This is a genomic window from Pseudomonadota bacterium, assembly GCA_018817425.1.
Taxonomy (GTDB): Bacteria; Desulfobacterota; Desulfobacteria; order Desulfobacterales; family RPRI01; genus RPRI01.
On the sequence record JAHITX010000093.1, the window covers coordinates 38,033 to 60,632 of the forward strand.

Annotated in this window: 26 protein-coding genes and 1 pseudogene; all 27 read left to right on the plus strand. The window is 38.7% G+C overall.

The features are described from left to right. Positions 1-55 precede the first annotated feature (55 nt). The 27 genes and pseudogenes from cysC (at position 56) to KKC46_15970 (ending at position 22,582) form a co-directional block, all read left to right on the plus strand. Positions 56-688 (plus strand): adenylyl-sulfate kinase, encoded by a 633-nt coding sequence (cysC, locus tag KKC46_15840; protein ID MBU1055274.1) that lies wholly within the window; start codon positions 56-58, stop codon positions 686-688. 92 nt (positions 689-780) lie between these two features. Next, positions 781-1,104 (plus strand): nucleotidyltransferase domain-containing protein, encoded by a 324-nt coding sequence (locus KKC46_15845; protein MBU1055275.1) that lies wholly within the window; start codon positions 781-783, stop codon positions 1,102-1,104. A 338-nt stretch (positions 1,105-1,442) separates the two neighbouring features. Then, a complete protein-coding gene (locus KKC46_15850; protein MBU1055276.1) occupies positions 1,443-1,652 on the plus strand; it encodes a hypothetical protein in 210 nt (69 codons plus the stop codon). Positions 1,653-1,983: 331 nt separating this feature from the next. Continuing rightward, complete coding sequence (locus KKC46_15855) at positions 1,984-2,241, plus strand: hypothetical protein (GenBank protein ID MBU1055277.1); 258 nt, start codon at positions 1,984-1,986, stop codon at positions 2,239-2,241. Then, the gene (locus KKC46_15860) at positions 2,241-2,555 is read left to right on the plus strand and encodes a type II toxin-antitoxin system YafQ family toxin (GenBank protein MBU1055278.1); all 315 of its coding nucleotides are present in this window, start codon (positions 2,241-2,243) and stop codon (positions 2,553-2,555) included. Before KKC46_15855 ends, KKC46_15860 begins: the two co-directional genes overlap by 1 nt. Positions 2,556-2,607: 52 nt before the next feature. Beyond that, positions 2,608-2,862, plus strand: coding sequence for a hypothetical protein (locus KKC46_15865; protein MBU1055279.1), 255 nt, complete (start codon positions 2,608-2,610; stop codon positions 2,860-2,862). Continuing rightward, positions 2,840-3,400 (plus strand): ORF6N domain-containing protein, encoded by a 561-nt coding sequence (locus KKC46_15870; protein MBU1055280.1) that lies wholly within the window; start codon positions 2,840-2,842, stop codon positions 3,398-3,400. The genes KKC46_15865 and KKC46_15870 overlap by 23 nt, the downstream gene beginning before the upstream one ends. A 402-nt stretch (positions 3,401-3,802) precedes the next feature. Beyond that, positions 3,803-4,027 (plus strand): annotated as a pseudogene (locus KKC46_15875) (adenylyl-sulfate kinase). Between the two features lie 12 nt (positions 4,028-4,039). Then, positions 4,040-4,984 carry an SDR family oxidoreductase gene (locus KKC46_15880; GenBank protein ID MBU1055281.1) on the plus strand — a complete coding sequence of 315 codons (945 nt, stop codon included), beginning with the start codon at positions 4,040-4,042 and terminating at the stop codon, positions 4,982-4,984. 19 nt (positions 4,985-5,003) lie between these two features. Further along, positions 5,004-5,984, plus strand: a complete 981-nt coding sequence (gene galE / locus KKC46_15885; protein MBU1055282.1) for a UDP-glucose 4-epimerase GalE — start codon at positions 5,004-5,006, stop codon at positions 5,982-5,984. Next, entirely contained in the window at positions 5,981-6,850 is an 870-nt protein-coding gene (locus KKC46_15890) for an ABC transporter permease (GenBank protein MBU1055283.1), read from the plus strand. Before galE ends, KKC46_15890 begins: the two co-directional genes overlap by 4 nt. Before the next feature lie 2 nt (positions 6,851-6,852). Further along, positions 6,853-8,172, plus strand: coding sequence for an ABC transporter ATP-binding protein (locus KKC46_15895; GenBank protein MBU1055284.1), 1,320 nt, complete (start codon positions 6,853-6,855; stop codon positions 8,170-8,172). Between the two features lie 388 nt (positions 8,173-8,560). Further along, complete coding sequence (locus KKC46_15900) at positions 8,561-9,256, plus strand: glycosyltransferase family 4 protein (protein ID MBU1055285.1); 696 nt, start codon at positions 8,561-8,563, stop codon at positions 9,254-9,256. A 13-nt stretch (positions 9,257-9,269) separates the two neighbouring features. Beyond that, the gene (locus KKC46_15905; GenBank protein MBU1055286.1) at positions 9,270-10,232 is read left to right on the plus strand and encodes a hypothetical protein; all 963 of its coding nucleotides are present in this window, start codon (positions 9,270-9,272) and stop codon (positions 10,230-10,232) included. Between the two features lie 269 nt (positions 10,233-10,501). After that, positions 10,502-10,939, plus strand: a complete 438-nt coding sequence (locus tag KKC46_15910) for an HAD hydrolase family protein (GenBank protein ID MBU1055287.1) — start codon at positions 10,502-10,504, stop codon at positions 10,937-10,939. Positions 10,940-10,990: 51 nt separating this feature from the next. Then, positions 10,991-12,142: a UDP-galactopyranose mutase gene (glf, locus tag KKC46_15915; protein ID MBU1055288.1), complete on the plus strand. Its 1,152-nt coding sequence runs from the start codon at positions 10,991-10,993 to the stop codon at positions 12,140-12,142. 32 nt (positions 12,143-12,174) lie between these two features. Beyond that, positions 12,175-12,912: a glycosyltransferase family 2 protein gene (locus KKC46_15920; protein MBU1055289.1), complete on the plus strand. Its 738-nt coding sequence runs from the start codon at positions 12,175-12,177 to the stop codon at positions 12,910-12,912. 480 nt (positions 12,913-13,392) lie between these two features. After that, complete coding sequence (locus KKC46_15925; protein ID MBU1055290.1) at positions 13,393-14,586, plus strand: hypothetical protein; 1,194 nt, start codon at positions 13,393-13,395, stop codon at positions 14,584-14,586. A gap of 33 nt (positions 14,587-14,619) precedes the next feature. Further along, positions 14,620-15,459 (plus strand): N-acetylneuraminate synthase family protein, encoded by an 840-nt coding sequence (locus tag KKC46_15930; protein ID MBU1055291.1) that lies wholly within the window; start codon positions 14,620-14,622, stop codon positions 15,457-15,459. Next, positions 15,456-16,190: an acylneuraminate cytidylyltransferase family protein gene (locus tag KKC46_15935; GenBank protein ID MBU1055292.1), complete on the plus strand. Its 735-nt coding sequence runs from the start codon at positions 15,456-15,458 to the stop codon at positions 16,188-16,190. The genes KKC46_15930 and KKC46_15935 overlap by 4 nt, the downstream gene beginning before the upstream one ends. After that, the gene (locus KKC46_15940; GenBank protein ID MBU1055293.1) at positions 16,187-16,885 is read left to right on the plus strand and encodes a class I SAM-dependent methyltransferase; all 699 of its coding nucleotides are present in this window, start codon (positions 16,187-16,189) and stop codon (positions 16,883-16,885) included. The genes KKC46_15935 and KKC46_15940 overlap by 4 nt, the downstream gene beginning before the upstream one ends. Then, on the plus strand, positions 16,878-17,720 hold the full coding sequence (locus tag KKC46_15945) for a sugar phosphate isomerase/epimerase (GenBank protein MBU1055294.1): 843 nt from the start codon (positions 16,878-16,880) through the stop codon (positions 17,718-17,720). Before KKC46_15940 ends, KKC46_15945 begins: the two co-directional genes overlap by 8 nt. Positions 17,721-17,749: 29 nt before the next feature. Further along, positions 17,750-18,763 carry a Gfo/Idh/MocA family oxidoreductase gene (locus KKC46_15950; protein MBU1055295.1) on the plus strand — a complete coding sequence of 338 codons (1,014 nt, stop codon included), beginning with the start codon at positions 17,750-17,752 and terminating at the stop codon, positions 18,761-18,763. Continuing rightward, positions 18,756-19,577, plus strand: coding sequence for an SDR family oxidoreductase (locus KKC46_15955; protein ID MBU1055296.1), 822 nt, complete (start codon positions 18,756-18,758; stop codon positions 19,575-19,577). Before KKC46_15950 ends, KKC46_15955 begins: the two co-directional genes overlap by 8 nt. A 45-nt stretch (positions 19,578-19,622) precedes the next feature. Then, on the plus strand, positions 19,623-20,438 hold the full coding sequence (locus tag KKC46_15960; protein ID MBU1055297.1) for a DUF115 domain-containing protein: 816 nt from the start codon (positions 19,623-19,625) through the stop codon (positions 20,436-20,438). Positions 20,439-20,444: 6 nt separating this feature from the next. After that, positions 20,445-21,575, plus strand: a complete 1,131-nt coding sequence (locus tag KKC46_15965) for an NAD(P)-binding protein (protein ID MBU1055298.1) — start codon at positions 20,445-20,447, stop codon at positions 21,573-21,575. 5 nt (positions 21,576-21,580) lie between these two features. After that, a complete protein-coding gene (locus KKC46_15970; GenBank protein ID MBU1055299.1) occupies positions 21,581-22,582 on the plus strand; it encodes a glycosyltransferase in 1,002 nt (333 codons plus the stop codon). Positions 22,583-22,600 lie beyond the last annotated feature (18 nt).

A 22,600-nucleotide genomic window follows, 5' to 3' on the forward strand; every position in this document is an offset into this window, starting at 1 on the left:
ATAGTTATCGCATAAAAATTTTAATCGAGCTTTTTCAGAATAAATATAGGTTTCAATGAAAACAAAATCAAATTCGTTTTCCAAAAGTGAAAATACTGTCTGGCATAGATCTTTAGTAAGCCGGGAGGATCGAACTATACTGAATGGGCATAAAAGTGTTGTTGTCTGGTTTACCGGGCTTTCCGGTTCGGGGAAGTCCACTATTGCTCATAAACTTGAAAAAAAATTGCATGACATGGGATGCAGAACAATCGTTTTTGACGGAGACAATGTAAGGCATGGGTTATGCGGTGATCTCGGTTTTTCTGAAAAAGACAGACATGAAAATATAAGGCGTATAGGAGAAACCGTAAAGCTTTTTTTGGAAGCAGGAATAATTGTATTAACCGCTTTTATTTCGCCGTATAAATCAGATAGAAAGTGGCTTAGAGAATTAATTTCTTCCCAAAGCTTTGTCGAAGTTTATTGCAGTTGCCCGCTTGATGTGTGTGAGCAAAGGGATGCAAAGGGTTTATATGCAAAAGCCAGATCGGGAATTATAAAAAACTATACCGGTGTCGGCTCTTTATATGAAGAACCTGAAAATCCGGATATAGTTATTGACACAAGTGTAAGCACTATTGAAGAGAGTGTGAATCTGATAGTGGATTATTTGGTTAATGATAAGAAGATGTTTTTGGATAAGTAAGAATCCTTGCAGATGATATCGGAATAGTATAAAATATATTAAAATAATGATTGTGCTATAAATAAACTTGAACAAATTGAGAGGTTAAAAAAATGGCTTCTTCAAAATCTTTAATTATTAATTTAATAAAAAAATATATAGTACGATTAAAAGAAAATAACATTTCTGTTGAAAAAGTGTTGTTGTTTGGTTCTTACATGAAAAAAACACCAAGGGAAGACAGTGATATAGATATTGCTGTTATTTCATCCGCATTTAAAGGTGACAGGTATTCAGACAGGAGGCTTATCGTTCCCTTAAGACGTGGAATAGACAGCAGGATTGAACCCATCCCTTTTACTCCTGAGGACTATGCAAAAGGCGGAATACTTATTGATGAGATTAAGAGTACCGGGCAGGAAATTTTCTCATTATAATAGACTATGGGGCTTTGAAATCCTCTCAAATAACAAAAACACTAACTACCTGAACATGATATCGATGAGATTAGTCATTATCTTTGGGAATCTTGCTTTGTTGCCACTGTCATATTTGTGGCTGATGCCAAAGTATTGCTCAACAATGTATCGAAATTTAGAACCCATTTGGCTCTTCGCTGTTTTGTGTGGGTAAGCAGTTGCCGCAAGTATTATTGACGCAACGCATATATTATCCAAGGTTTTTAGATAGGATTAACAGGATGGACAGGATGTTGCCGACCGGCCGGAAGCCGGTCAGGCAATAAACCATCGCCTGTGGCGAGGAGGGTAATCCGGTGGAGAAAGAAGACGTAACCCACAAAGTAATCGGCTGTGCTTACCAAGTCTATAACAATTTGGGATTCGGATTTTTGGAAAGCGTCTATCGAAAACAGTTGGTGAACTATTTGGTGGCAACTGGAATTGAGGTTGGCCTGCTGATCAATTTTGGTTTAATGGGTGTTTATGTCAAACGCAAGTATCGTACAGCGAAGGGAAAGCAATGAGTTGCCGATCGGAGTGGTCTGGACACCATTGGCGTTTCACCCTCCGTGAAGCGGCTGCATGTTTCAGGCCGCTCTTTCCGGAGCGGTCTGATAAATCATCCTGTTAATCCTGTAAATCCTGTCAGATAAGGTTTTGTTGTGGCCCTATGTTTATCGAATTGCATCCAAGGGTGAGAGTTACCCACACGAAATAGCGAGGAACCGTTTCTTGTTTCTATGTTTCCGGAGTGGTTTAAGAACCTTTTGTACGTTCCTCTATTTTCCTCCTAAAATTGTTTGACATCTGCTCCATTCGTGTGTATGCTGGGAACATATCATAAGGAGGTACATCATGCCCAAAACACGTATCAACATCAGTCTCGATCAGGATATTGCAGATTTCGCCCGGGTGTTTGCCGCGGAAAACCGCGTTACTGTTGCCGATTTGATGACGCAGTATTTGCTCAACCTGAAAAGAAAGGTTGAAGGCAGAAACGCTGAGTTCATTTTTGCAGACCCGGCGTTTCAGACCGCCATGCAGGAAGTTATGATCCGTCTCAAGGACGGCTCGACTGTGTGGCATACCTACGACGAGGTGTTCGCGGAATGATTGAAGCGCGTTTCGAAGCAGCTTTTCTCAAAGCTTTAAAGAAGCATGCTTCCATCAGGAAACTGGTGAAAAACAAAGTCGACATGATTCTTGAGAACCCCATTTCAATGGGTGAACCCTTGAAGGGAAACTGGCAAGGGTTCTATTCCTGCCATGTCAAACGTAATTTCATTATCATTTACCTGTTCTGTGAGATCTGCCGGAAAAAAGGTGATGATGCCGTTATCCTCTGTTCAGACTGCGGAACGACCCTTGACCAGACAGTCAAGTTTGTATTGCTTGGGCCGCATGATCAGGCGTACCGGGCTCATTGATTTTTATTCAGAGAGAGCTTTAATAGTGAATTTTTTTTACAGAGGTTACTGTATGAATAAACTGGAAATACTAAAAAAAGACCTTGATCTGTTGCTGGCTTCAATGTTGGTTGAGGTTGAACATCTCGTTAAAAAACTGAAAAGGCAATATAAAACGACCGGGAAACCCGTAACCCTTCTTTCCGAGGTTGCTGCTTATGCCATAGAGGATGACCTTCCTGCCGACTTGGCGGAGCAACATGACCACTATCTCTACGGGGTATCTAAAAAAAGGATGAACCGGTATGAGCTCAGTAGTAAAATTTGAGAATTTAAAGAATCTTATTGTTGAGTTACGCGGCCAAAGTATTTTGCTCGACAGCGATGTTGCTGAACTTTACAAGGTTGAGACAAAACGAGTCAATGAGGCAGTAAAAAATAATCCTGATAAATTTCCACATGATTATATGTTTGAGATCAGCGAAGAAGAGTTTGGTAATTTGCGGTCGAAATTTTCGACCGCAAAATTTGCAAAGACAAGGGTATTACCGAAGGCCTTCACTGAGAAGGGTTTGTATATGATTGCTACGATATTGAAGAGCAAACAGGCTACAGAAGCAACGTTTGCAATTATTGAAACATTTTCAAAAATCAGACAACTATCAAAAAGCATTCAGGAACTATCGATTGTTAAGGATAAAGCTGATCGGAAGGCATTAATGCAGAAAAGTGGAGAATTGATCGCCGGAATTTTTGATGATGACTTGCAAACGAACGGCACGGAGACATCTATTGAACTGAATTTCGCTGTATTAAAGTTCAAGCACACGATAAGTAAGAAGAAAAAATTGAGAAATAACGAATAGACGACCACACAAGTGAGATTGCATTGAAAAACAACGTGGTGTTTTCACCAATTGTTATGGATGAAAGCACCTATAAATGGTATCGGATCAATAAAGACCCTTTCTATAAAAACATACACAAAGATGGAATCGAAATTTGGACGAAAAAATCAGAGAGCTTATTACATACTTACATTAGTGATTCCAAATAACAGAACTTACTTGGCGCGATAACCCCAAACATTATAGGTTTTTTCCCAAAGTTTTATCGAAGTTTACTACAGTTATCCGCTTGCAGATCTTTGAAAAATGTTCAATTTTGTTTAAGTTCAAGGAAGGTGAAAATTTAACCACAGGAATACATTGAGTATTTCGAGGATTTAAATTTGAGCCTGACGCAGAAATCGGGCAAAAAGGGGACGTTTTCCAAAGGTCTCGCTTGATGTATGTGAAGAAAGAGATGCCAAAGGTTTATATGCAAAAGCCCGTTCGGGAGTTATAAAAAATTATACCGGTGTAGGCTCTTCCTATGGAGAACCTGAAAATCCGGATATAGTAATTGACACAAGTGAAAGTACTATAGAAGAGAGTGTGAATATGCTGGTGGAGTATTTTGTTAATGATAAGAAGATGTTTTTGAGTAAGTAAAAAGGATACTTAATGCATTTAAAAAAACGAGTTCTTGTTACAGGTGGTGCCGGATTTTTGGGCTCTCATCTTTGTGAAAAGCTTCTTCAAGAAGGATGTGATGTGATTTGTGTTGATAATTTTTATACCGGCAGCAAAAAAAATATCGTTCATCTACTAACAAACCCATATTTTGAATTGTTAAGACACGACATTACCTTTCCGCTGTACCTGGAAGTGGACGAAATTTATAACCTGGCCTGTCCTGCTTCACCCATTCACTACCAGAATGACCCGGTACAGACCACCAAGGTCAACGTTCACGGTTCTATTAACGTGTTGGGCCTGGCCAAACGGATTAAAGCTAAAATTCTCCAGGCATCCACTTCAGAAGTTTACGGAGATCCCGCGGTCCACCCCCAGCCGGAGACATATCACGGCAACGTGAATTGCATCGGCCCAAGATCTTGTTATGATGAAGGCAAACGCTGTGCTGAAACATTATTTTTTGACTATTATCGTCAGCATAATTTGAAAATCAAGGTGGCTCGAATATTCAACACATACGGACCCCGTATGCATCCTAATGACGGTCGGGTAGTCTCCAATTTTATATTGCAGGCATTAAGGAGCGAACCGATTAGCATCTACGGAGACGGATCGCAAACACGTTCTTTCTGTTATGTGGATGATCTCATTGATGGTCTGATTAACTTGATGCAAACACATGATGAGATTACCGGACCGATCAATTTAGGCAACCCGCATGAGTTTACCATACTGGAACTGGCCCAAAAGGTTATTCAGTTAACCGGCTCAAGGTCTGATATCATATTCAAACCTTTGCCGCAGGATGATCCTAAACAACGTCAGCCCGATATAACGCTTGCCAAAAAAGAATTGAATTGGGAGCCTAAATTGAAGCTTGAAGATGGTCTTAATAGAACCATCGAATATTTCAGACAGTTCGTAAATTGATATTATTTTGTGAGGTTTTATGACAAATGTATTGGTGACAGGCGGTGCCGGTTATATCGGTTCACATGCCTGCAAAGCGCTATCGAAAGCCGGTTATACCCCCGTTACATATGACAACTTAACTTATGGGCATACCTGGGCGGTTAAATGGGGGCCTTTTGAAAAAGGGGATATTTTGGACAGGCAAAGGCTTGATGAGGTTATCGTTAAGTACAAGCCTGAAGCGGTCATGCATTTTGCGGCTTTTGCGTATGTGGGAGAATCGGTTGAAAACCCCGGGAAGTACTACCGTAACAATGTAGTCGGTTCACTGACGATTCTTGAAGCAATGCGGGACCACGGCATACAGAACATTGTTTTTTCAAGCACCTGTGCAACGTACGGAATCCCTGAAAAGGTGCCTATTTCGGAGGACTGCCTCCTGGCACCGATCAATCCCTACGGTTTTACGAAACTGATTGTAGAGCAGATGTTAAAGGATTTTTCGCAGGCCTGTAATTTGAAATTTGTTTCTCTGCGCTATTTTAATGCCGCCGGAGCCGATCCTGATGGCGAGGCAGGTGAGGACCATGACCCGGAAACGCATCTCATTCCGCTGGTTTTGGACGCAGCAGCCGGCAGACGTGATTATGTGAAGATCTTCGGTACCGATTACGGCTCTCCTGACGGCACTTGTATTCGGGACTATGTACATGTTTCCGATCTTGCCGATGCCCATGTTCTTGCGCTTGAATATCTTAAGAATACCGGAAAGAGCAATGTCTTTAATCTTGGTAACGGTGAAGGCTTTTCGGTAAGGGAAGTTATTGGAACCGCAAGAGAGATTACCGGTAATAATATCCATGCAATCGAATCGGACAGGCGCCCCGGTGATCCGGCGATTCTTGTCGGCAGTTCAGATAAAATCAGAAAGATTTTAGGCTGGCAGCCTGCACATGGAAGGCTCAAGGAAATCATCCGGACAGCCTGGAATTGGCATCAAAAAAGTTTGAATAAATGAAAAAAAAAGAAACATTAGGACAACAGGTTGTTATTTATAGACCCAATCAAAGGCATGAACTGGGCTTTTTAGAGACCTGGGCAGTGATGGCGAAAAATATTATAAAGTCGAAAGAGTTGATATGGCAACTGTTTAAACGAGATTTTTTTGCGAGTTATAAAAAATCATTTTTAGGAGTCACCTGGATATTTATTGCACCTATCATGGGAATTATATCCTGGGTTTTTCTCAACATGACGGGTATGCTCCATCCCGGTGATGTCGGGATACCCTATCCCGCGTATGTTTTGGTTGGATCTTCCATATGGGGACTTTTTCTGGGATTTTTTAATGCGGCAAAAGCAACACTGTCATCCGGAAAAGATTTCGTGTTGCAGGTCAACTATCCGCATGAAGTGCTGCTGTTTAAGGAAACCGCACAGCATCTGGCAAATTTTTTAGTCACATTTTTTATAAATATAGTTGTCCTTTATATATTTAAAGTTATTCCCGGCTGGGAAATAGTCTTTTTTCCTATAGTTATTTTGCCCTTGTTTTTTTTGGGGGCTGCATTCGGTCTTGTTTTTTCAATGATATCAGTTGTAGCAATTGATGTTAATAAAGTTACTGAAATGGGCATGATGCTTTTGATGTATTTAACTCCGGTTATCTATTCTGATAAAATTAACAATGATCTGGTTCAGATGATAATCAGGTGGAATCCGCTGACATATCTTGTTTGTTCGGCAAGGGATATAATTATCTACGGCAGATTATATCATGCCGGCGGATATTTTTTGTGTTCGGGGCTGGCCATATTGTTGTTTATGGTTTCATGGCGCTTGTTCTTCGTGTCTGAGGGAAGGATAATCGAAAGGATGATATGAATATGAATCCGGCGCCGGGAAAATTTGATGCAGCTTCTGAAAATCTGGATAATGAAGTTGTTGTTTCTATACGAAATGTTTCCAAAAAATTTTGCAAAAAATTAAGGCGGAGTATGGCTTATGGGATTACGGATCTTTCGAAAAACCTGGTTGGCTTAAAAAACAACACGTCGGAACTTAGGAAAGATGAATTTTGGGCATTGAATGATATTAATTTTGAGTTAAAAAAAGGAGAATCCATAGGTTTAATCGGCGCAAACGGATCAGGTAAAACAACTTTGCTAAGACTTATTGCAGGAATATTCCCACCTGACAATGGTGAAATAATTGTTAAAGGAAGAATAGGCGCCTTGATTGCAATCGGTGCAGGGTTTCACCCGCACATGACGGGGCGTGAAAATATTTATCTGAACGGCACTATCCTCGGAATGACACGTGATGAGATAAATTCAAAATTTAAAGATATAATAGAATTTGCGGAGATAGGGGATTTTTTAGATGCTCCGGTTTCAACATATTCATCAGGGATGCGGGTTAGGCTGGGGTTTTCAATTGCGATTCACAAAGAGCCGGATATACTTTTAATTGATGAAATTTTAGCAGTCGGCGATGCATATTTTAGAACAAAATGCTATCAGCGTTTATCTGAGTTGATTGACAAATCGGTTGTTTTTATACTGGTTTCACATAATCCGGAAGCCATACTATCAACATGCCAAAAGGCTATATATCTATCAAATGGTGAAGTTAAGTGTTTAGGTGATGTCGATTCCGTGATGCGGGTTTATGAAGAAGATACCGCATTTAAAAATTTACAGGATGCTAACATAGAAAAAATACCTCTTGTTAATGCTTCAAGAGGAAATAAGGATGGAGTAAGTATCGAATCGGTTTATTTTCGCAATTCAAAGGGTGAAAAAATCAGTGTTCCATCAAGCGGAGAAAATGTATTTTTCTGCATTAAATGTAAATCAGATTACGCAATCAAAGAATTAACCGTCAGGATTTCGATATTCAAAATCGGAGAAAATAATTCCACACTATTTTTATCAAATACACGTGATGAAAACAAGATATCGATATCAGAAGGAATAAATGAAATACAAACATATCTTCCTTATCTGGGTTTAATGCCTGGATCGTATCGTCTGAGCACAGCTGTTGTTAAAGGAATGTGGTATGAACTTGATGTGGTTCTGGCATTCTCTTTTAAAGTCGGACTAAAAAAAAACCAGTCGAATTTGCATCGTTCAAAATATTATCAACATCGAACCTGGAAAGTGTCTAAAACAACTAATTATAATGAAAAAATCTTCCCTTAATAGAGGGCATGAAACATTACACGGCTTAGTGATACTTGACCGGATAGGTGACCCCGTATTTGGTATGAACAAGAGCATTATTTTGGCCGAAAAATATCTTCAGAAGCATAATATTAGACTTTATTATATTTCATCTTCATCACCTCATAGGTTAATAATCAGCACGATTAGAATGCTATTGAAATCGAGAAAATTAAATTTTGATTTTGTTATTTTTAACAGCGCGGCGTCAATTTATTATGTCAATGTTCATGGCATATATACGAGTTTCGCATTGCCTCTTTTTTATTTGTTTTCAAAATTCAAAATACCGATATACATATATTGGCATGAGACAGAATGGGCTTTTAAAAGGTTGAAAGAAGAAAAGCCGCTCGGCTTTAAACTCATGAACAAAATTGCTTCACGCCCGGAGGTTACCCATTTAACAGCCTCTGAAGTATGTAATCGGTATATTAAAAACTGTTATCCTGGAACAATGTCGTATGTAATAAATGAATGTTCTATTATTCCAGATGATTATAATAAAATAGTAGTGCCATCGAACCCTCCAAAAGTGATAAATATTGCGAGTATGCAAGAACGAAAAGGGACAGATCTATTTGTCAAAACAGCCATCGAGGTTTGCAAAAAGCACCCAAGTGTTGAATTTGTATGGATTGGAGATGAAAAAAAATTCGGTACATGGAAAAATGATATTCAGTTGGCTGGTTTGCAGGACCGTATCCGTTTCCTGGGATATATGTATATCCCTTTTAGCGAACTTCATACTGCAAGTCTTTTCTTTCTGGCAAGCAGGGATGATCCTTTCCCTTTGTCAGTCCTGGAGGCAATGTGCTTAGGGAGAAATATCTTAACGTTCAACGTGGGAGGAGCTCCCGAAGCATTAGGAGGGCACGGCATTTTGATAGAACCATTTGATACGGATGCAGCGGCAAATGAAATTTTGAAACTTTTAGGCAGTCCACCGGAAAAATTAATAAACAAAAAGTTAAGAGAAAGATATTATCAACTGTATACACCTGAAATATTTGCCGTAAAACTTAACGATATTGTGAGAAATCGGTTGGAAAAAACCAAATAGCAACGAAGAGTTTATGAGCAAAAGATATCATTCAATAGACATAGCAGAATCAGAAATTGTTGCGGATTTAAGAAAGAAGAACAACAGGCCGCTGGTCATTGCCTGTAGCGGTCCATCGGTTGCCGAGGTCGATTATTATCGAATCCCTGGCAATCCTGTTATTTTCAGGATGAATCTGTTTTTTCTGGAACAGGATTATCTTTTCGGAAAACATGTGGATGCATACTTCTGGGCGGTTTACCGAGAGGTCATACAGGATGAATTGTATGATTTAATTATTGACAAAAAATATAACGTTGAAAATTATTTTTATCCGATGAAGCTGGTCGATGAAAACCGCTCGCACCGGCTTGAAATCGATAAAATTCATGAAAAAATCTTTCAACCGGCTTATGATCATTGGAACCTCATGTCGACCGTTCCTGAAATTGCCAGAATCATGATGGTCCGCCCTATACCCACCGTTGGACTTCAGGCTCTTGCAACAGGACTCATTCTGGGGTTCAAAGAAATTTATATCATTGGGATGGATTTTTATCAGTCGACAGACAAGAGATATGGCTATGAAATTCCGGATAGAATAAAATCAAAAACATCCCCCATGCACTTCAAGGTAGGTTATGAACAAAAAGCACATAGTTTTGAGAACGACACCTATGTGTTTTCAGTGCTCCAAAGACTGTTCCCGGAGGTAAAGATATATTCATTAGCCCCTCGATCATATCTTTCTGAATTAACCGGGCTTTCTCCTCTACGGGAAAAGGAGAATAATCTGTTTGTCAAAAAAAATATAATTGGCACTTCAAGAAAAGAAAGTCGACCGATTAATGAAAATATCATTTTAAAAAGCAAAGGTCTTAAAAAAAAAATTATCCCTTTTATTTATGCGTTACTTAGTATTTTTGCCAAGTATAAATTCGGCAGGAAAGTTTTAATTCAGTTGAAGCATGATGTTTTCGGGAAATTGGAACTTTAATTAAAGATGATGGACTCGTAAAAAGTCCTTTTCTCGTCATTCCCGTGTAAACGGGAATCCAGAAGTGGTTGTAAATACTGGATTCACACCTTCGTGGGAATGACAATTAAGAGGATTCGGCGACTTTTTACGAGTCCATCAAAGATGTTTCTGGAGAAGTATTTCTTTTGATTAAACGGATTCATACTAAAATCAGAATAATATGGTTTAAACATATAAAAAAACTGCATAAAAAGATTGTTGTTTTAATCTATGATTTTGATGGTGTCATGACAGACAATAAAGTTCTATTGAGTCAGGATGGGATAGAGCTTGTCCAGGTAACCCGGGCTGACGGTCTGGGCGTTGATATGATCAGAAATCTTGGCATAAAACAGATGATACTAAGTACTGAAACCAACCCGGTTGTCGGAAAAAGAGCGGAAAAACTCAGGATTGATGCGGTAACCGGTTGCAAAGACAAAAAAGAATATATTGACTCGTATTGTGCAAAAGAAGGCATAACGTTTGAAAATGTTCTTTATGTTGGAAATGATCTTAACGATCTTGAAGCGATGCAAAATGCCGGTTTTTCACTGGCGCCGAAAGATGCCCACCCTTTGATAAGAAAGACAGCCGATTTGGTTACATGTGCAAAAGGAGGGCAGGGCGTAATCAAAGAGCTTGCCGAATGGTTGGTGGGCGAATATAAATGGCTGAAAAAATAAAAAAGACCAATTGTTGCCTTAAGTATTAAAAATAATTAAGGGTGTTAAAAAGTGAATTTTGAAGGAGTAAGATATCTTGTGATCGGGGCGGGTTTTTTCGGCTCTGTGATTGCGGAACGAATTGCAAATGATAAAATGGAAAAAGTCATAGTGATTGATAAGCGATCACATTTAGGAGGTAATTGTTATTCTGAGATAGATGATGAGACGGGCATAGAGTTTCATAAATACGGTACTCACATATTTCATACCTCAAACGAGAAAGTATGGAACTACATCAACCGCTTTACCTCTTTCAATGGATACCGCCATCAGGTACTTGCCGTATATAAAGACAAAGTCTATCAAATGCCTATCAACCTGGAAACTATCAATTCATTTTACGGCATTAATCTGAAGCCCTTTGAAGTGGATGGCTTTTTAAAATCTGAGATAGAAAAAGAAAGCTTTTCAATTCCTGACAACCTTGAACAAAAGGCGATCTTATCGGTTGGCAGGAGTTTGTATGACGCATTTATAAAGGGGTACACCGAAAAACAGTGGCAAAAGTCTCCGAGGCTTTTACCCGCATCAATAGTAGACAGGCTTCCTGTTAGAAAAAACTATGATGAGAATTATTTCTTTGATCAATGGCAAGGTATTCCGAGTCATGGATATAGCGATATTTTCAAAAGGATGTTGGATAACCAAAATATTTATTTGAATACAAAAGTGGACTATTTCGATATTGCCGATCAAGTTCCCGACACTTGCCGAATTATATATAGCGGTCCGATCGATAGATTTTTCAATTACAGGTTCGGAAAACTCGAATGGCGCAGTCTCGATTTTGAGCGGGAGGTTGTAGGCGTGGAGGATTTCCAAGGCACTTCGGTAATGAATTATCCTGAACTTTCCGTTTCGTATATACGTATTCATGAACCAAGGCATTTACATGTAGAAAGAGCTTACACCAAGGATAAAACGCTCATTTTTAGAGAATATCCTAAAGCGGATACAGGAGATAATCCTTATTATCCTGTCAATACCCCTGAGAATCAGAAAATATTTCAAAAATATGCCGATGAAAGCAAAAAAGTTCACAATGTCATTTTTGGAGGGCGTTTGGGTGAATACAGGTATTATGATATGGATCAGGCTATTGAATCGGCATTGAACATTTACGAGAATATAATTAAGGCCGGAAACTTAACTGCAATATGAAACCACTTTTTGATATTTTACGAGTGTAGATAATGGAAGATGCCAATGAAAGCCTTGCTATTGTAATACCGGCCTATAATGAAGAAAGACTTATAGAAAAAACTGTGAGGGAATGGATTGAAAAACTGCGGAATCTTAAAATAGATTTTAAAATGCATGTTTATAATGATGGATCTACCGACAGTACTTTTTCCAGACTTGAAAAGCTCAAACATGATTATTCGGAATTAGTGATTCATAACAAAAAGAACAGTGGTCATGGCCCTACAATTCTTTTTGGTTACTTGGATAATTGCGAATGCCACTGGATATTCCAGACGGATTCAGACCGGGAAATGGATCCTGAATATTTCAATAGTCTCTGGGAAAACAGGAAAAATTACGATTTTCTTATAGGGTGTAGAGATGGCAGGAGACAGCCACTTGCCCGCAAGATTGTCAGCGTCTTTTCACGTATGATTGTCCATGCATTTTACGGTAAAGGCGTATTTGATGTGAATTCTCCTTATAGGCTTATGAGAGTATCCGTCTTTAAACCATATTTTTCTATTATTCCGACTGATACCTTTGCGCCGAATTTAATAATCAGCGGTATAGCTTCTTTAAAAAAAATGCGGATTCTGGAATGTTTAGTGCCCCAAGTTGGACGAAAATCAGGACAAGTAACCTTGGATTCGAGTATGCGAATACTGCTCAAAGCCTCTTTTACTTCCTTTGTCCAGACCATCAAGTTTCGATTTGATATATGTTGTAATGATGCAAGACCATAGGACAAATTGTGCGGATAAAGATATGAATCATCTGTATAGTTGGAAAGAATGTGCGGCATTCGATATTGATCAGGTAGTGAAGCTTATATTGTGAAATGTTTTGATACTGGGTCAATATCCCGGATGGTTTCTAAAACCAGCTATTACTTTGGAATGCAAATATTATTGGTATTTATTTTTACCATACTTTTGCATTTAGGCACATTTGCCGGTCTTGATACTGATTTTCAGGCTTATGCCTTGTATTCCAAACTTATCTGGAATGGGCAGATACCCTATGTTGATTTTTTCTCACATAAACCCCCTCTTTATTTCTATCTGCTTTTACCGGGAAATATGACTGGCGGCAGTCTGTTTTCATTTTTTGCCGTTCACTTAATTTGTGTCAGCTTGTTAAATTGTTTAATATTTTATTATGCCGCGAATATGAGAAAGGAATATAGTTTAATTAGAGGGGTATATGCGTGGCTGTTTTTTAATATGATCACAGTAGTCCAGTTTTTTGGATATGGCAATCTGAATGGGAGTATAGTTTATGTTTCAATTGGTTTTAATCTGATTAGCTTTATTTTATTAGCAACAGTGAAGACGAATATTGAAGCAGGTCGGGATAATTTACTGTTGGTATTTTTTGCGGGTGTTTGCAGCGGATTGAGTTTTTTAACCCGGTTTGGAATGGCTCCCAATATTATATTTATTATGCTTTTAATGTATCTGATATTTCAAAAGAAATATTCAGGAAAAGATATTATTGCATTGACGGTTTGCTATGGTATTGGATTTTTTATACCCGTGGCTGTAATTCTATATGTTTTGGGCTTTCCTTTCAAAATAATATATGAACAATTAATCGTTTATAATTCTCTTTATTCTCATTTAGGCAAAAGCACATTTGCTTTATTGCAAATATTTGGCAGACCTTTAATATATGGAGTATATCTAATAAAATATGCAAAGCCGTTAATAATCATTTGCTTTCTGGCTCTTTCTTATTCTTTATATGCAAATAAAAAAGAGGATGGGAAGTTTGTCTTTATTAAAAATGCAAATCGGCTTTTTAAGAACTCGGTTGTTGTTTGGCTTGTTATTTATTTGTTAGCCGAGTTGTTCATGGTGGCATTACAGGGTACAGGCCTCAAACAATATCCTTTTTTTGCTGTTTTTGTTCCATTGTCTTTGCTTGCCGCCCTGTCATTGGAATATATTATAAAAATAAATAAAATATTATCAAGTCAATTTGTGTTCAGAATATTTGTAACACTTTTCTTAATACAGTTTGGAGTAGCTTTTTACCATGCCGGGGACCGCTTGGTCTCAGTCCTGAAGTGGCCTGAATCTCAATTGGCTAGTGAAATTAAGAGATATGCAAAAAACAATCACGATCTGTTTACCTTGAACTTTCAGGGGTATATCTATCTTGAAACAGGTTTGATTCCTCCGGTTACCCGAAACTGTTATATTGATTCGCATTGGAATTATTTTGATAAAAGACCTGACCTTGAACGTTATATCTGGCAAGGACTTGAGGATAATCTTCCAGCTGTGGTGACTAGAGCAGTGAAAAATACTATCCCGGATTCTGCAGTTTTGTTCATGTCACACTATCGTGAAGTTGGTGTTTATCCGACTAATTATAGCGGAGATACAATGTTGTATATCCGCAAAGAACTGTAAAGTTCAAAGCAAATTATACTTATGGAGGGCAAGATGAGTATTTTTATTATCGCTGAGATTGGCATCAATCATAATGGGGATGTCAATATAGCAAAAAAATTGATTGACGGGGCGTTTTTTGCCGGTTGTGATGCGGTGAAATTTCAAAAAAGGACTATCGAGAAGGTTTATTCCAAAGAAGAACTGGACAAGCCAAGAGAGAGCCCTTGGGGAACGACAAACTACGAACAAAAACTGGGACTGGAATTCGGTGAAAAAGAATACTTTGAAATCGATAGTTTTTGTAAGGAGAAGGGCATCGTCTGGTTTGCTTCTGCATGGGATGTTGAGAGCCAGCTTTTTGTGCAAAAATTCAATTTGAAATATAATAAAATCGCCTCGGCAATGCTGAATCACAAAAAACTGATAGAAACAGTAGCTAAGGAGAAGAAATACACTTTTATATCTACAGGCATGAGTACGATGGATGAAATTGAAAATGTAATTGAAATATTTAAAAGCCATCAATGTCCATTTGAGTTGATGCATTGTACCAGCACATATCCTATGCGTGTTGAGGATGCAAATTTGCTCATGATTCCGGAGCTGAAAAAGCGTTTTAACTGTAAGGTCGGCTATAGCGGGCATGAAGTTGGTTTAGCGGTAACAATGGGTGCGGTCGGATTGGGAGCCACCTCGGTCGAAAGACATATTGCTCTCGACAGGGCTATGTATGGTTCGGATCAGGCGGCATCCGTTGAAATAATGGGATTCCATCGGCTCGTTCAATACATACGAACGATAGAAAAAGCTTTCGGAAATGGTGTGAAACAAATTACACCTGAGGAAAAATCGATAAAACAAAAATTGGCAAGATCCGAAGATTACTCATGAAAGTCGTTGGGTTAATTCCGGCAAGAGGCGGCAGTAAAAGTATTCCTCATAAAAATATTATTCAACTCGGTGGCCATCCGCTGATTGCTTATTCAATAACGGCCTCAAAGTTATCCCAGCTGATAAATGAAACTGTTGTCAGTACCGATTCTGAACAAATAGCCGATATTGCAGTTGAATATGGTGCAGATGTTCCTTTTTTACGTCCGGCCGAAATCTCACAAGATGATTCACTGGATATTGAATTATTCAGACATTATCTGATGTATCTGGAGAAAAACTCAATTAAACTTCCTGATCTTATAGTGCATTTGCGTCCGACTACTCCTTTGCGCGATCCGGAAATCATTGATGCCGCAATACGTTATATGCTCGAAAACGAGAAACCCACAGCGCTTCGGTCTGCCCATAAAACCCATCTTACTCCATACAAAATGTTTTACATGGAAGAAGAGTTTATGATTCCTTTTTTAAAATACGAAGGAATAAAAGAATCTTATAATCTGCCGCGTCAATTTTTTAAGGATTGTTATTTGCCAAATGGTTATGTTGATATTGTAAGGCCCTCGATAATTAATAATTCGGGAATGCTTCATGGTGAAAGGATTAAATTGTGGCCAACAGAGCCGGTTCCAGATATAGATGTTTTCAATGATTTAGATTCAGCTCGAATAGTTTTAAAAGACAAGGATTATTTGCAAATCAGAAAATATTTGGAAAGCTGCCCATGACTGATTATTTAAAAACGATATATTTCAGAGAGGAAATGGGGATTAATGATTATCCTCAACTAATGTGTAACCACATAGCAAAGGTATGTTTTGGAAAAAATGTAAATGGTAAAAAGATTCTTGATATAGGATGTGGTAAGGGGAATCATTTGACCGGTTTTTCGAGATGCGGCATGGAAGCCTATGGTCTGGACAAAAGAGATGAATGCATTGAATCAGGAAGAGATTTCAAAGTTGAATATTGTGATATTGAAAATGAGCCCTTCCCCTTTGAAGGTAATTATTTTGATTATATATTTTCAAAGTCAGTTCTGGAACATGTCTGGAACACGGATAATTTTTTGCAACAGAGTCTTCACGTCTTAAAGCCTGGCGGAATGGCCGTATTTATGACACCGGATTGGAGAAGTCAATGCAGTTTTTTCTGGGATGATTATACCCATGTCAAGGCCTTTACTCGCAAGTCATTACAAAACGCGATGATCATCAATGGCTACAGTAATGTAGATTGTTCATACTTTCTTCAATTACCTGTCGTGTGGAAATATCCTTGGTTTGAATTCGTGACCAAAGTTATTGCTTTGTTACCTGAATGTTTTAAATGGAAAGACAAAAACGAAAGCCAACACCGGGCGTTAATACGGTTTTCAAAAGAAAAAATGCTTCTTTCGACAGGAAAAAAGCCAAATGGTTGATTTTGGTATTATGCAAGGCAGGATTTTGCCTGAAGATTTAAACTTGCTTCAGGTATTTCCCCGGTCACAGTGGGAAAACGAGATGGTGAATGCAAGGGAGCTTGGTTTCGATACTGTTGAATTGCTATATGATAAATCCATGATACTTCGAAATTTACTTGAAGTACCTGAAAACTTAGAAAAGCTGGGCATTTTAAAAAAAGGTTCAATTAATAATGCCAGGATTTTGTCAAAATCCATCTGTCTGGACTATTTAACAGAACTGTCGATCTTTGATTCTTCTCAAAAAAAAATGTTTTGGGGTTCCATTATCGGCCTAACAAAACAACTTGCAGGGACAACGATTAGTATTTTCGTGATCCCTTTTTTAGAAAAAAACAATCTGTCATCGGCTGCACAATTAGACAAATTAGTTAGCTTGTTGGATAGCCTGAATATAGACAAGATAGGAGGCCAATTTGGAATCAAATACTGTCTTGAGCTAAACCTTCCTGCTTCAGTTATTAAAAATGCTTTCGATCAGTCCGGTTTCAAAAATATAAAGCTTTGTTATGATACTGGTAATGCACGTTCTCAAGGTTATCTGCCGGAAGTTGAGATTGATAACCTCGGAGACGTTATTTATCATGTTCATATAAAAGACAGAAGCGTCGGGGGGCCGAACGTTATGCTCGGTAAAGGTGATGTCGATTTTGAAGCTGGCTTCAAATCATTTGAACGAATAGGATATGATGGATTGATGGTACTTGAAACTCCATATTCAATATCCCCCGCTAAAGAAGCTCAAACGAATTTAAGTTATATAAAACAATATATCGCCAAAAAAAATGAGTAACAGAACCTGCCGGAAACTGACAAAATTATATGAAAACATTATTTATTGGTTTAGGTTCCATCGGTCAGCGACATCTTAATAACCTATTTATGCTATTAGGAAAAGATGTCGAAGTCTTTGCATATCGCAAAACCCATCATAACAGGGTGTTTGTTGACGGAGAATCCCGTGAAGTGAAATCTTTACAGGAATATTACAACTATATTCCTGTTGATAGTTTTTACGATGGTCTGGATAAGAATCCTGAAGCTGTATTCATAACAAACCCCAGTTCAGAACATATAAACATGATGATCCCGGCAGCAGAAAAAGGCTGTCATATATTTGTTGAAAAACCTCTCTCCAATTCAATGGAGGGTGTTGATAAAATCGAAAGCCTGACTGAGTCCAAAGGGCTGTCTGTAATGGTGGGTTTCCAGACCCGTTTCAATCCATGTTATAAAATTGTTAATAAAATATTGCGGCAGAATAAATTCGGCAAGGTTGTTTCAGCGCATTTTGAATGGGGTACTTATCTTCCCTCCCATCATCCTTATGAGGATTATCGACAAAGCTATGCGGCCCGAAAAGATCTTGGCGGCGGGGTTGTTTTGGGCCTCATGCATGAGCTTGATATGATTTGCAGTTTTTGGGGACAACCGCAAAATATTTCAGTAATAGGAGGGCGTCTTGGCCTTTTTGAAATTGATGTTGAAGATACTGTGAGTGTTCTTATGGAATATCGCAAAGAAAATTATTCTTTTCCGGTATCTTTATTTCTTTCTTATGCGCAGACAAAAGAAAACCGCTGGTTTCGGATTCAGTTTGAAAAAGCCACTCTTTTTTGCAACCTAACGGAAAGTAATTTGCGGATTTTCGGTCAGCTGGGGGAAATGATTGAGGAATATATTTTTCATGATTTTCAGCGTAATACGCTTTTTGTGGAAGAGTTGAAAGAATTTATTACTGCGATTAAAGATCGTCGTGACCCGCAGGTTACACTTTATGATGGTGTTGAAAGCCTGAAACTTGCATTAAAAATAAAGGCGAATATTAATGAATAACTTGCATAGACAGTTTGCTCTCAATGGTAAAATTGCGGTTATAACCGGAGGCGGGGGGCTTTTGGGTGCTCAGCATGCAGAAGCTATTGCACAAGCCGGCGGTGTTCCGGTATTGTGGGATATCAGGGATAAGGAAATTAATCAAATATCCAAAAAAATTAAAAATATGTATAAAATTCCCTGTTCCGGTATGCAGATTGATATTACCGACCCTGCTGAGGTGGAAACCGGACTGAAACATATTTTGGATTCGTTTAAACGGATTGATATTCTGATAAATAATGCATCTAATAATCCTAAAATATCCGGGCTGAATGCAAGCCGGATCGAAAACTTCTCTCTTGATTCCTGGATGGACGATCTCAATGTGGGCTTAACAGGTGCTTTTATTTGCAGTAAAGCAATCGGTTCATATATGGCAAGGCATCGGGGTGGGGTAATTTTAAATATATCTTCCGATTTGGGTGTTATCGCGCCTGATCAGAGAATATACAGGAAAGAAGGACTTGCAGATGATGAGCAGCCCGTAAAACCGGTTACATATTCTGTTGTAAAACACGGTATTATCGGTCTGACAAAATATCTGGCAACATACTGGGCAGAAAAGAATATTAGGGTTAATTCCATATCTCCGGGAGGAGTTTATGATAATCAACCGGATGAATTTGTTCAAAAACTCATTAAAAGAATTCCGATCGGGCGAATGGCGAATGCTGATGAATATCGTGCCGCTATTGTTTTTTTGGTATCAGATGCGTCATCTTATATGACAGGAGGCAACCTGATTATTGATGGGGGGAGAACTTGCTGGTAACTAATCAAATTAATTTATTATTTGATATTACGGAATATTAAAATAATGACCGAACCGGCATTTGTAAAAAGTATCAGAAAGCTGTTTGTTCCGTATATGCTGCGTCCATTGGCCCTTTGCGGTATCCTGGCCTTGGATAATTATCGAAAATTAGCGGCATTCAAAGGCAAACATAACGGGCGGCGATGTTTCATTATCGGTAACGGACCCAGTCTTGAAATCAAGGACCTTGAAAGATTAGAAAATGAAATAACATTTGCGTCGAACAAGATATATCTTGCATTTGATCAGACACAATGGAGACCAACATATTATTCGGCAGTTGACAAGCTGATTATCAACCGGGAATATAAAAAATTAAATGAGCTGAATAAGATCACAACATTTTTTCCTTATTTTTTTCAAAAATATGATGTTCATTTTGACAATTCGATCTATTTCTATTTTATCCATAAAGAATTTTATCCAGATCTGCCGCTTTTTGGCATTAATCCTATTTACAGGCTGTTCAGTGGACATACGGTAACCTATATTTTATTGCAGCTTGCAGTTTATATGGGAATAAAAGAGATTTATCTTATAGGGGTCGATTATTGTTATAATATTTATCAGCAGGACTATAGTGATAATGAAAAGATTCTTGTATCCGACGGTACTGTATCCCATTTTCATCCGGAGTATGTAAAAAGCGGCGACAAAGTGTTTCAGCCGAATCTTCATTTGCATGAGAAAGCTTACATATCTGCCGGTCATGCGTTAGAAAAAAGCGGCGGCAGGATTTTCAATGCAACTCGGGGAGGTAAACTGGATCTGTTTCCCAGGGTTGATTTCGATAAGATAATTTATGCAGGTGGCAAGTAAATATCTATGCCTGATAAAAAAATTTTAATAATCGGCGCCGGACCGGCAGGTTCAACTTCGGCAAGAATATTTGCTGAGGCAGGGTGGACGGTTGATATATTTGAAAAGCGCCATCATATAGCTGGTAACTGCTACGATGAACTTGACGAAAACGGTGTACTTGTACACAGATACGGGCCGCACTATTTTCGTAGCAATCAGATCGAACTGTTAAAATGGCTCGGTAAATTTACCGACTGGATTCCCGGAAGATATTATGTGCGGGCCAAGGTCAAAAATGCCTTGATACCTGTGCCGATCAGCCTCGCAACCATTACCGCTCTTAAAGGAAAAGCGTACTCTGCGGAAGCGTTCGAAAAATATCTTCAACACGAGCGTATTTCCTTTTCGAGCCCGCAAAACGCAGAAGAACAGTGTTTGGCCCAGGTCGGGAGGGAACTGTACGAAACGCTCTTTAAAGGGTATACAAGCAAACAATGGGGCGTTGAACCCACAAAGTTGAGTCCTGACATTACTGCGCGAATTCCGCTTAGATTTGATTGGGACGAAAGATATGCATCTGAAAAATATCAGGTAATGCCCAAAGATGGTTACACGGCAATGTTTCATAAAATGCTTGAACATTCAAATATCAATGTTGAGTTAAATTCTTTGTTGTGTCCTTCGGATATAAAAAGAAGAAGAGAAGAATATGACTATACCTTTTACTCCGGGCCGGTCGATACCTTCTTTGATTTGAAACACGGCAAGCTGGGATATCGTTCATTAAGGTTCGAATGGCATTATTATAATGAAAGTTATGTACAGCCCTGTGTCCAGATAAATTATCCGAATGATTTTGAGTATACCCGCACCGTTGAAGCAAAACATGTTACGGCGCAAAAATGCGACGGAACGACGGTATCCCATGAATACCCGCAAGCTGAAGGGGAACCATTTTATCCACTGCTGACTCGGGAAAATCTGGAGCGATATGCAAAATACCGGATTCTGGCCGATAAGGAATCAAATAGTGACCGGCCTATTATTTTTTTAGGCAGATTGGCGGAATTCAAATATTATAATATGGATCATGTCATTTTGTGGGCAATGGAAACGGCTAACCGCATTCTGAGGCATGAGCAGGGAAGGATTTGAAAGCCATGCAATCAGAAGCAGGCGGACAAACTTCTAATCTGCTTGATCCGGCGGTGGTCGCAGCTGTTGTCGTTACATATAACCGTTCAAAATTACTTGTGGATTGTCTTGATCATTTGTTAAAACAGAGCCGTCCTGTGGATCGAATCATTGTTGTCGATAATGGTTCGACGGATGGAACCTGCGAAATTTTAAATCAAAAGGGGTTTTTGGCAAATCCTGTGCTTGACTATTTATCCCTTGGAAAGAATTACGGTAACTCCGGCGGTTTATTCAGAGGTATAAGTCATGCTTTAAATGAAAAACCCGACTGGATATGGGTGATGGATGATGATGCAAATCCTGACGGGTACGCTTTGCAGAGGATACTGGAAAATGATGTTTTACAGAAAAATATCTATGGGTCTGCTGCAATCGGCTCCGGAAAAAGCATAAAAAAGCTCTGTTTTCCTGCTAAAACAGTGAATCGCCTTAAAAACAAATATATAGAACATCATGAAGAGCTGAATGACATTGAAGAAGTCGAATGGATACCATTTCTAGGGTTTTTTATCCACTCGGAAATGATTCGGCGGATAGGCTTGCCTGATCCGGATTTGTTTATCCTAAATGATGATGTGGAGTATTCTGAGCGGGCCAAAAAATGCGGAGCTAATATCTACATTGTAAAAAGCAGTATTATTTATCATCCATACCAGCAGACCGTCTCACTGAATATATTGGGAAGAAAAGTATATTACCGTAGTATGCCACCTTGGAAAGCGTATTATGGAGCCCGCAACAAAGTTATCGTTGCGAAAAAATACTATGGAAAATTATTATGGCTTCAAACTATTCCAGGTATTTTTTTCAGATCACTATTGGGGTTTTTGTACGAACCTAAATGCTTTTCGTTTTTTTTTGCTCATATCATCGGAATTTATGATGGATTGCGTGGAAATAAAGGAGTAAGATTTATGCCTGAAATCACAACTTCTCCCCCAACACATAAAACAAATGACTCATAGGCAGTTTGAGAACTCCTT

Coding starts and splice junctions, on each gene's coding strand:
- cysC (MBU1055274.1), top strand. CDS start 56: ATGAAAACAAAATCAAATTCGTTTTCCAAAAGTGAAAATACTGTCTGG.
- KKC46_15845 (MBU1055275.1), top strand. CDS start 781: ATGGCTTCTTCAAAATCTTTAATTATTAATTTAATAAAAAAATATATA.
- KKC46_15855 (MBU1055277.1), top strand. CDS start 1,984: ATGCCCAAAACACGTATCAACATCAGTCTCGATCAGGATATTGCAGAT.
- KKC46_15865 (MBU1055279.1), top strand. CDS start 2,608: ATGAATAAACTGGAAATACTAAAAAAAGACCTTGATCTGTTGCTGGCT.
- KKC46_15870 (MBU1055280.1), top strand. CDS start 2,840: ATGAGCTCAGTAGTAAAATTTGAGAATTTAAAGAATCTTATTGTTGAG.
- KKC46_15880 (MBU1055281.1), top strand. CDS start 4,040: ATGCATTTAAAAAAACGAGTTCTTGTTACAGGTGGTGCCGGATTTTTG.
- galE (MBU1055282.1), top strand. CDS start 5,004: ATGACAAATGTATTGGTGACAGGCGGTGCCGGTTATATCGGTTCACAT.
- KKC46_15890 (MBU1055283.1), top strand. CDS start 5,981: ATGAAAAAAAAAGAAACATTAGGACAACAGGTTGTTATTTATAGACCC.
- KKC46_15895 (MBU1055284.1), top strand. CDS start 6,853: ATGAATCCGGCGCCGGGAAAATTTGATGCAGCTTCTGAAAATCTGGAT.
- KKC46_15900 (MBU1055285.1), top strand. CDS start 8,561: ATGAACAAAATTGCTTCACGCCCGGAGGTTACCCATTTAACAGCCTCT.
- KKC46_15905 (MBU1055286.1), top strand. CDS start 9,270: ATGAGCAAAAGATATCATTCAATAGACATAGCAGAATCAGAAATTGTT.
- KKC46_15910 (MBU1055287.1), top strand. CDS start 10,502: ATGACAGACAATAAAGTTCTATTGAGTCAGGATGGGATAGAGCTTGTC.
- KKC46_15920 (MBU1055289.1), top strand. CDS start 12,175: ATGGAAGATGCCAATGAAAGCCTTGCTATTGTAATACCGGCCTATAAT.
- KKC46_15925 (MBU1055290.1), top strand. CDS start 13,393: ATGATCACAGTAGTCCAGTTTTTTGGATATGGCAATCTGAATGGGAGT.
- KKC46_15930 (MBU1055291.1), top strand. CDS start 14,620: ATGAGTATTTTTATTATCGCTGAGATTGGCATCAATCATAATGGGGAT.
- KKC46_15935 (MBU1055292.1), top strand. CDS start 15,456: ATGAAAGTCGTTGGGTTAATTCCGGCAAGAGGCGGCAGTAAAAGTATT.
- KKC46_15940 (MBU1055293.1), top strand. CDS start 16,187: ATGACTGATTATTTAAAAACGATATATTTCAGAGAGGAAATGGGGATT.
- KKC46_15945 (MBU1055294.1), top strand. CDS start 16,878: ATGGTTGATTTTGGTATTATGCAAGGCAGGATTTTGCCTGAAGATTTA.
- KKC46_15950 (MBU1055295.1), top strand. CDS start 17,750: ATGAAAACATTATTTATTGGTTTAGGTTCCATCGGTCAGCGACATCTT.
- KKC46_15955 (MBU1055296.1), top strand. CDS start 18,756: ATGAATAACTTGCATAGACAGTTTGCTCTCAATGGTAAAATTGCGGTT.
- KKC46_15960 (MBU1055297.1), top strand. CDS start 19,623: ATGACCGAACCGGCATTTGTAAAAAGTATCAGAAAGCTGTTTGTTCCG.
- KKC46_15965 (MBU1055298.1), top strand. CDS start 20,445: ATGCCTGATAAAAAAATTTTAATAATCGGCGCCGGACCGGCAGGTTCA.
- KKC46_15970 (MBU1055299.1), top strand. CDS start 21,581: ATGCAATCAGAAGCAGGCGGACAAACTTCTAATCTGCTTGATCCGGCG.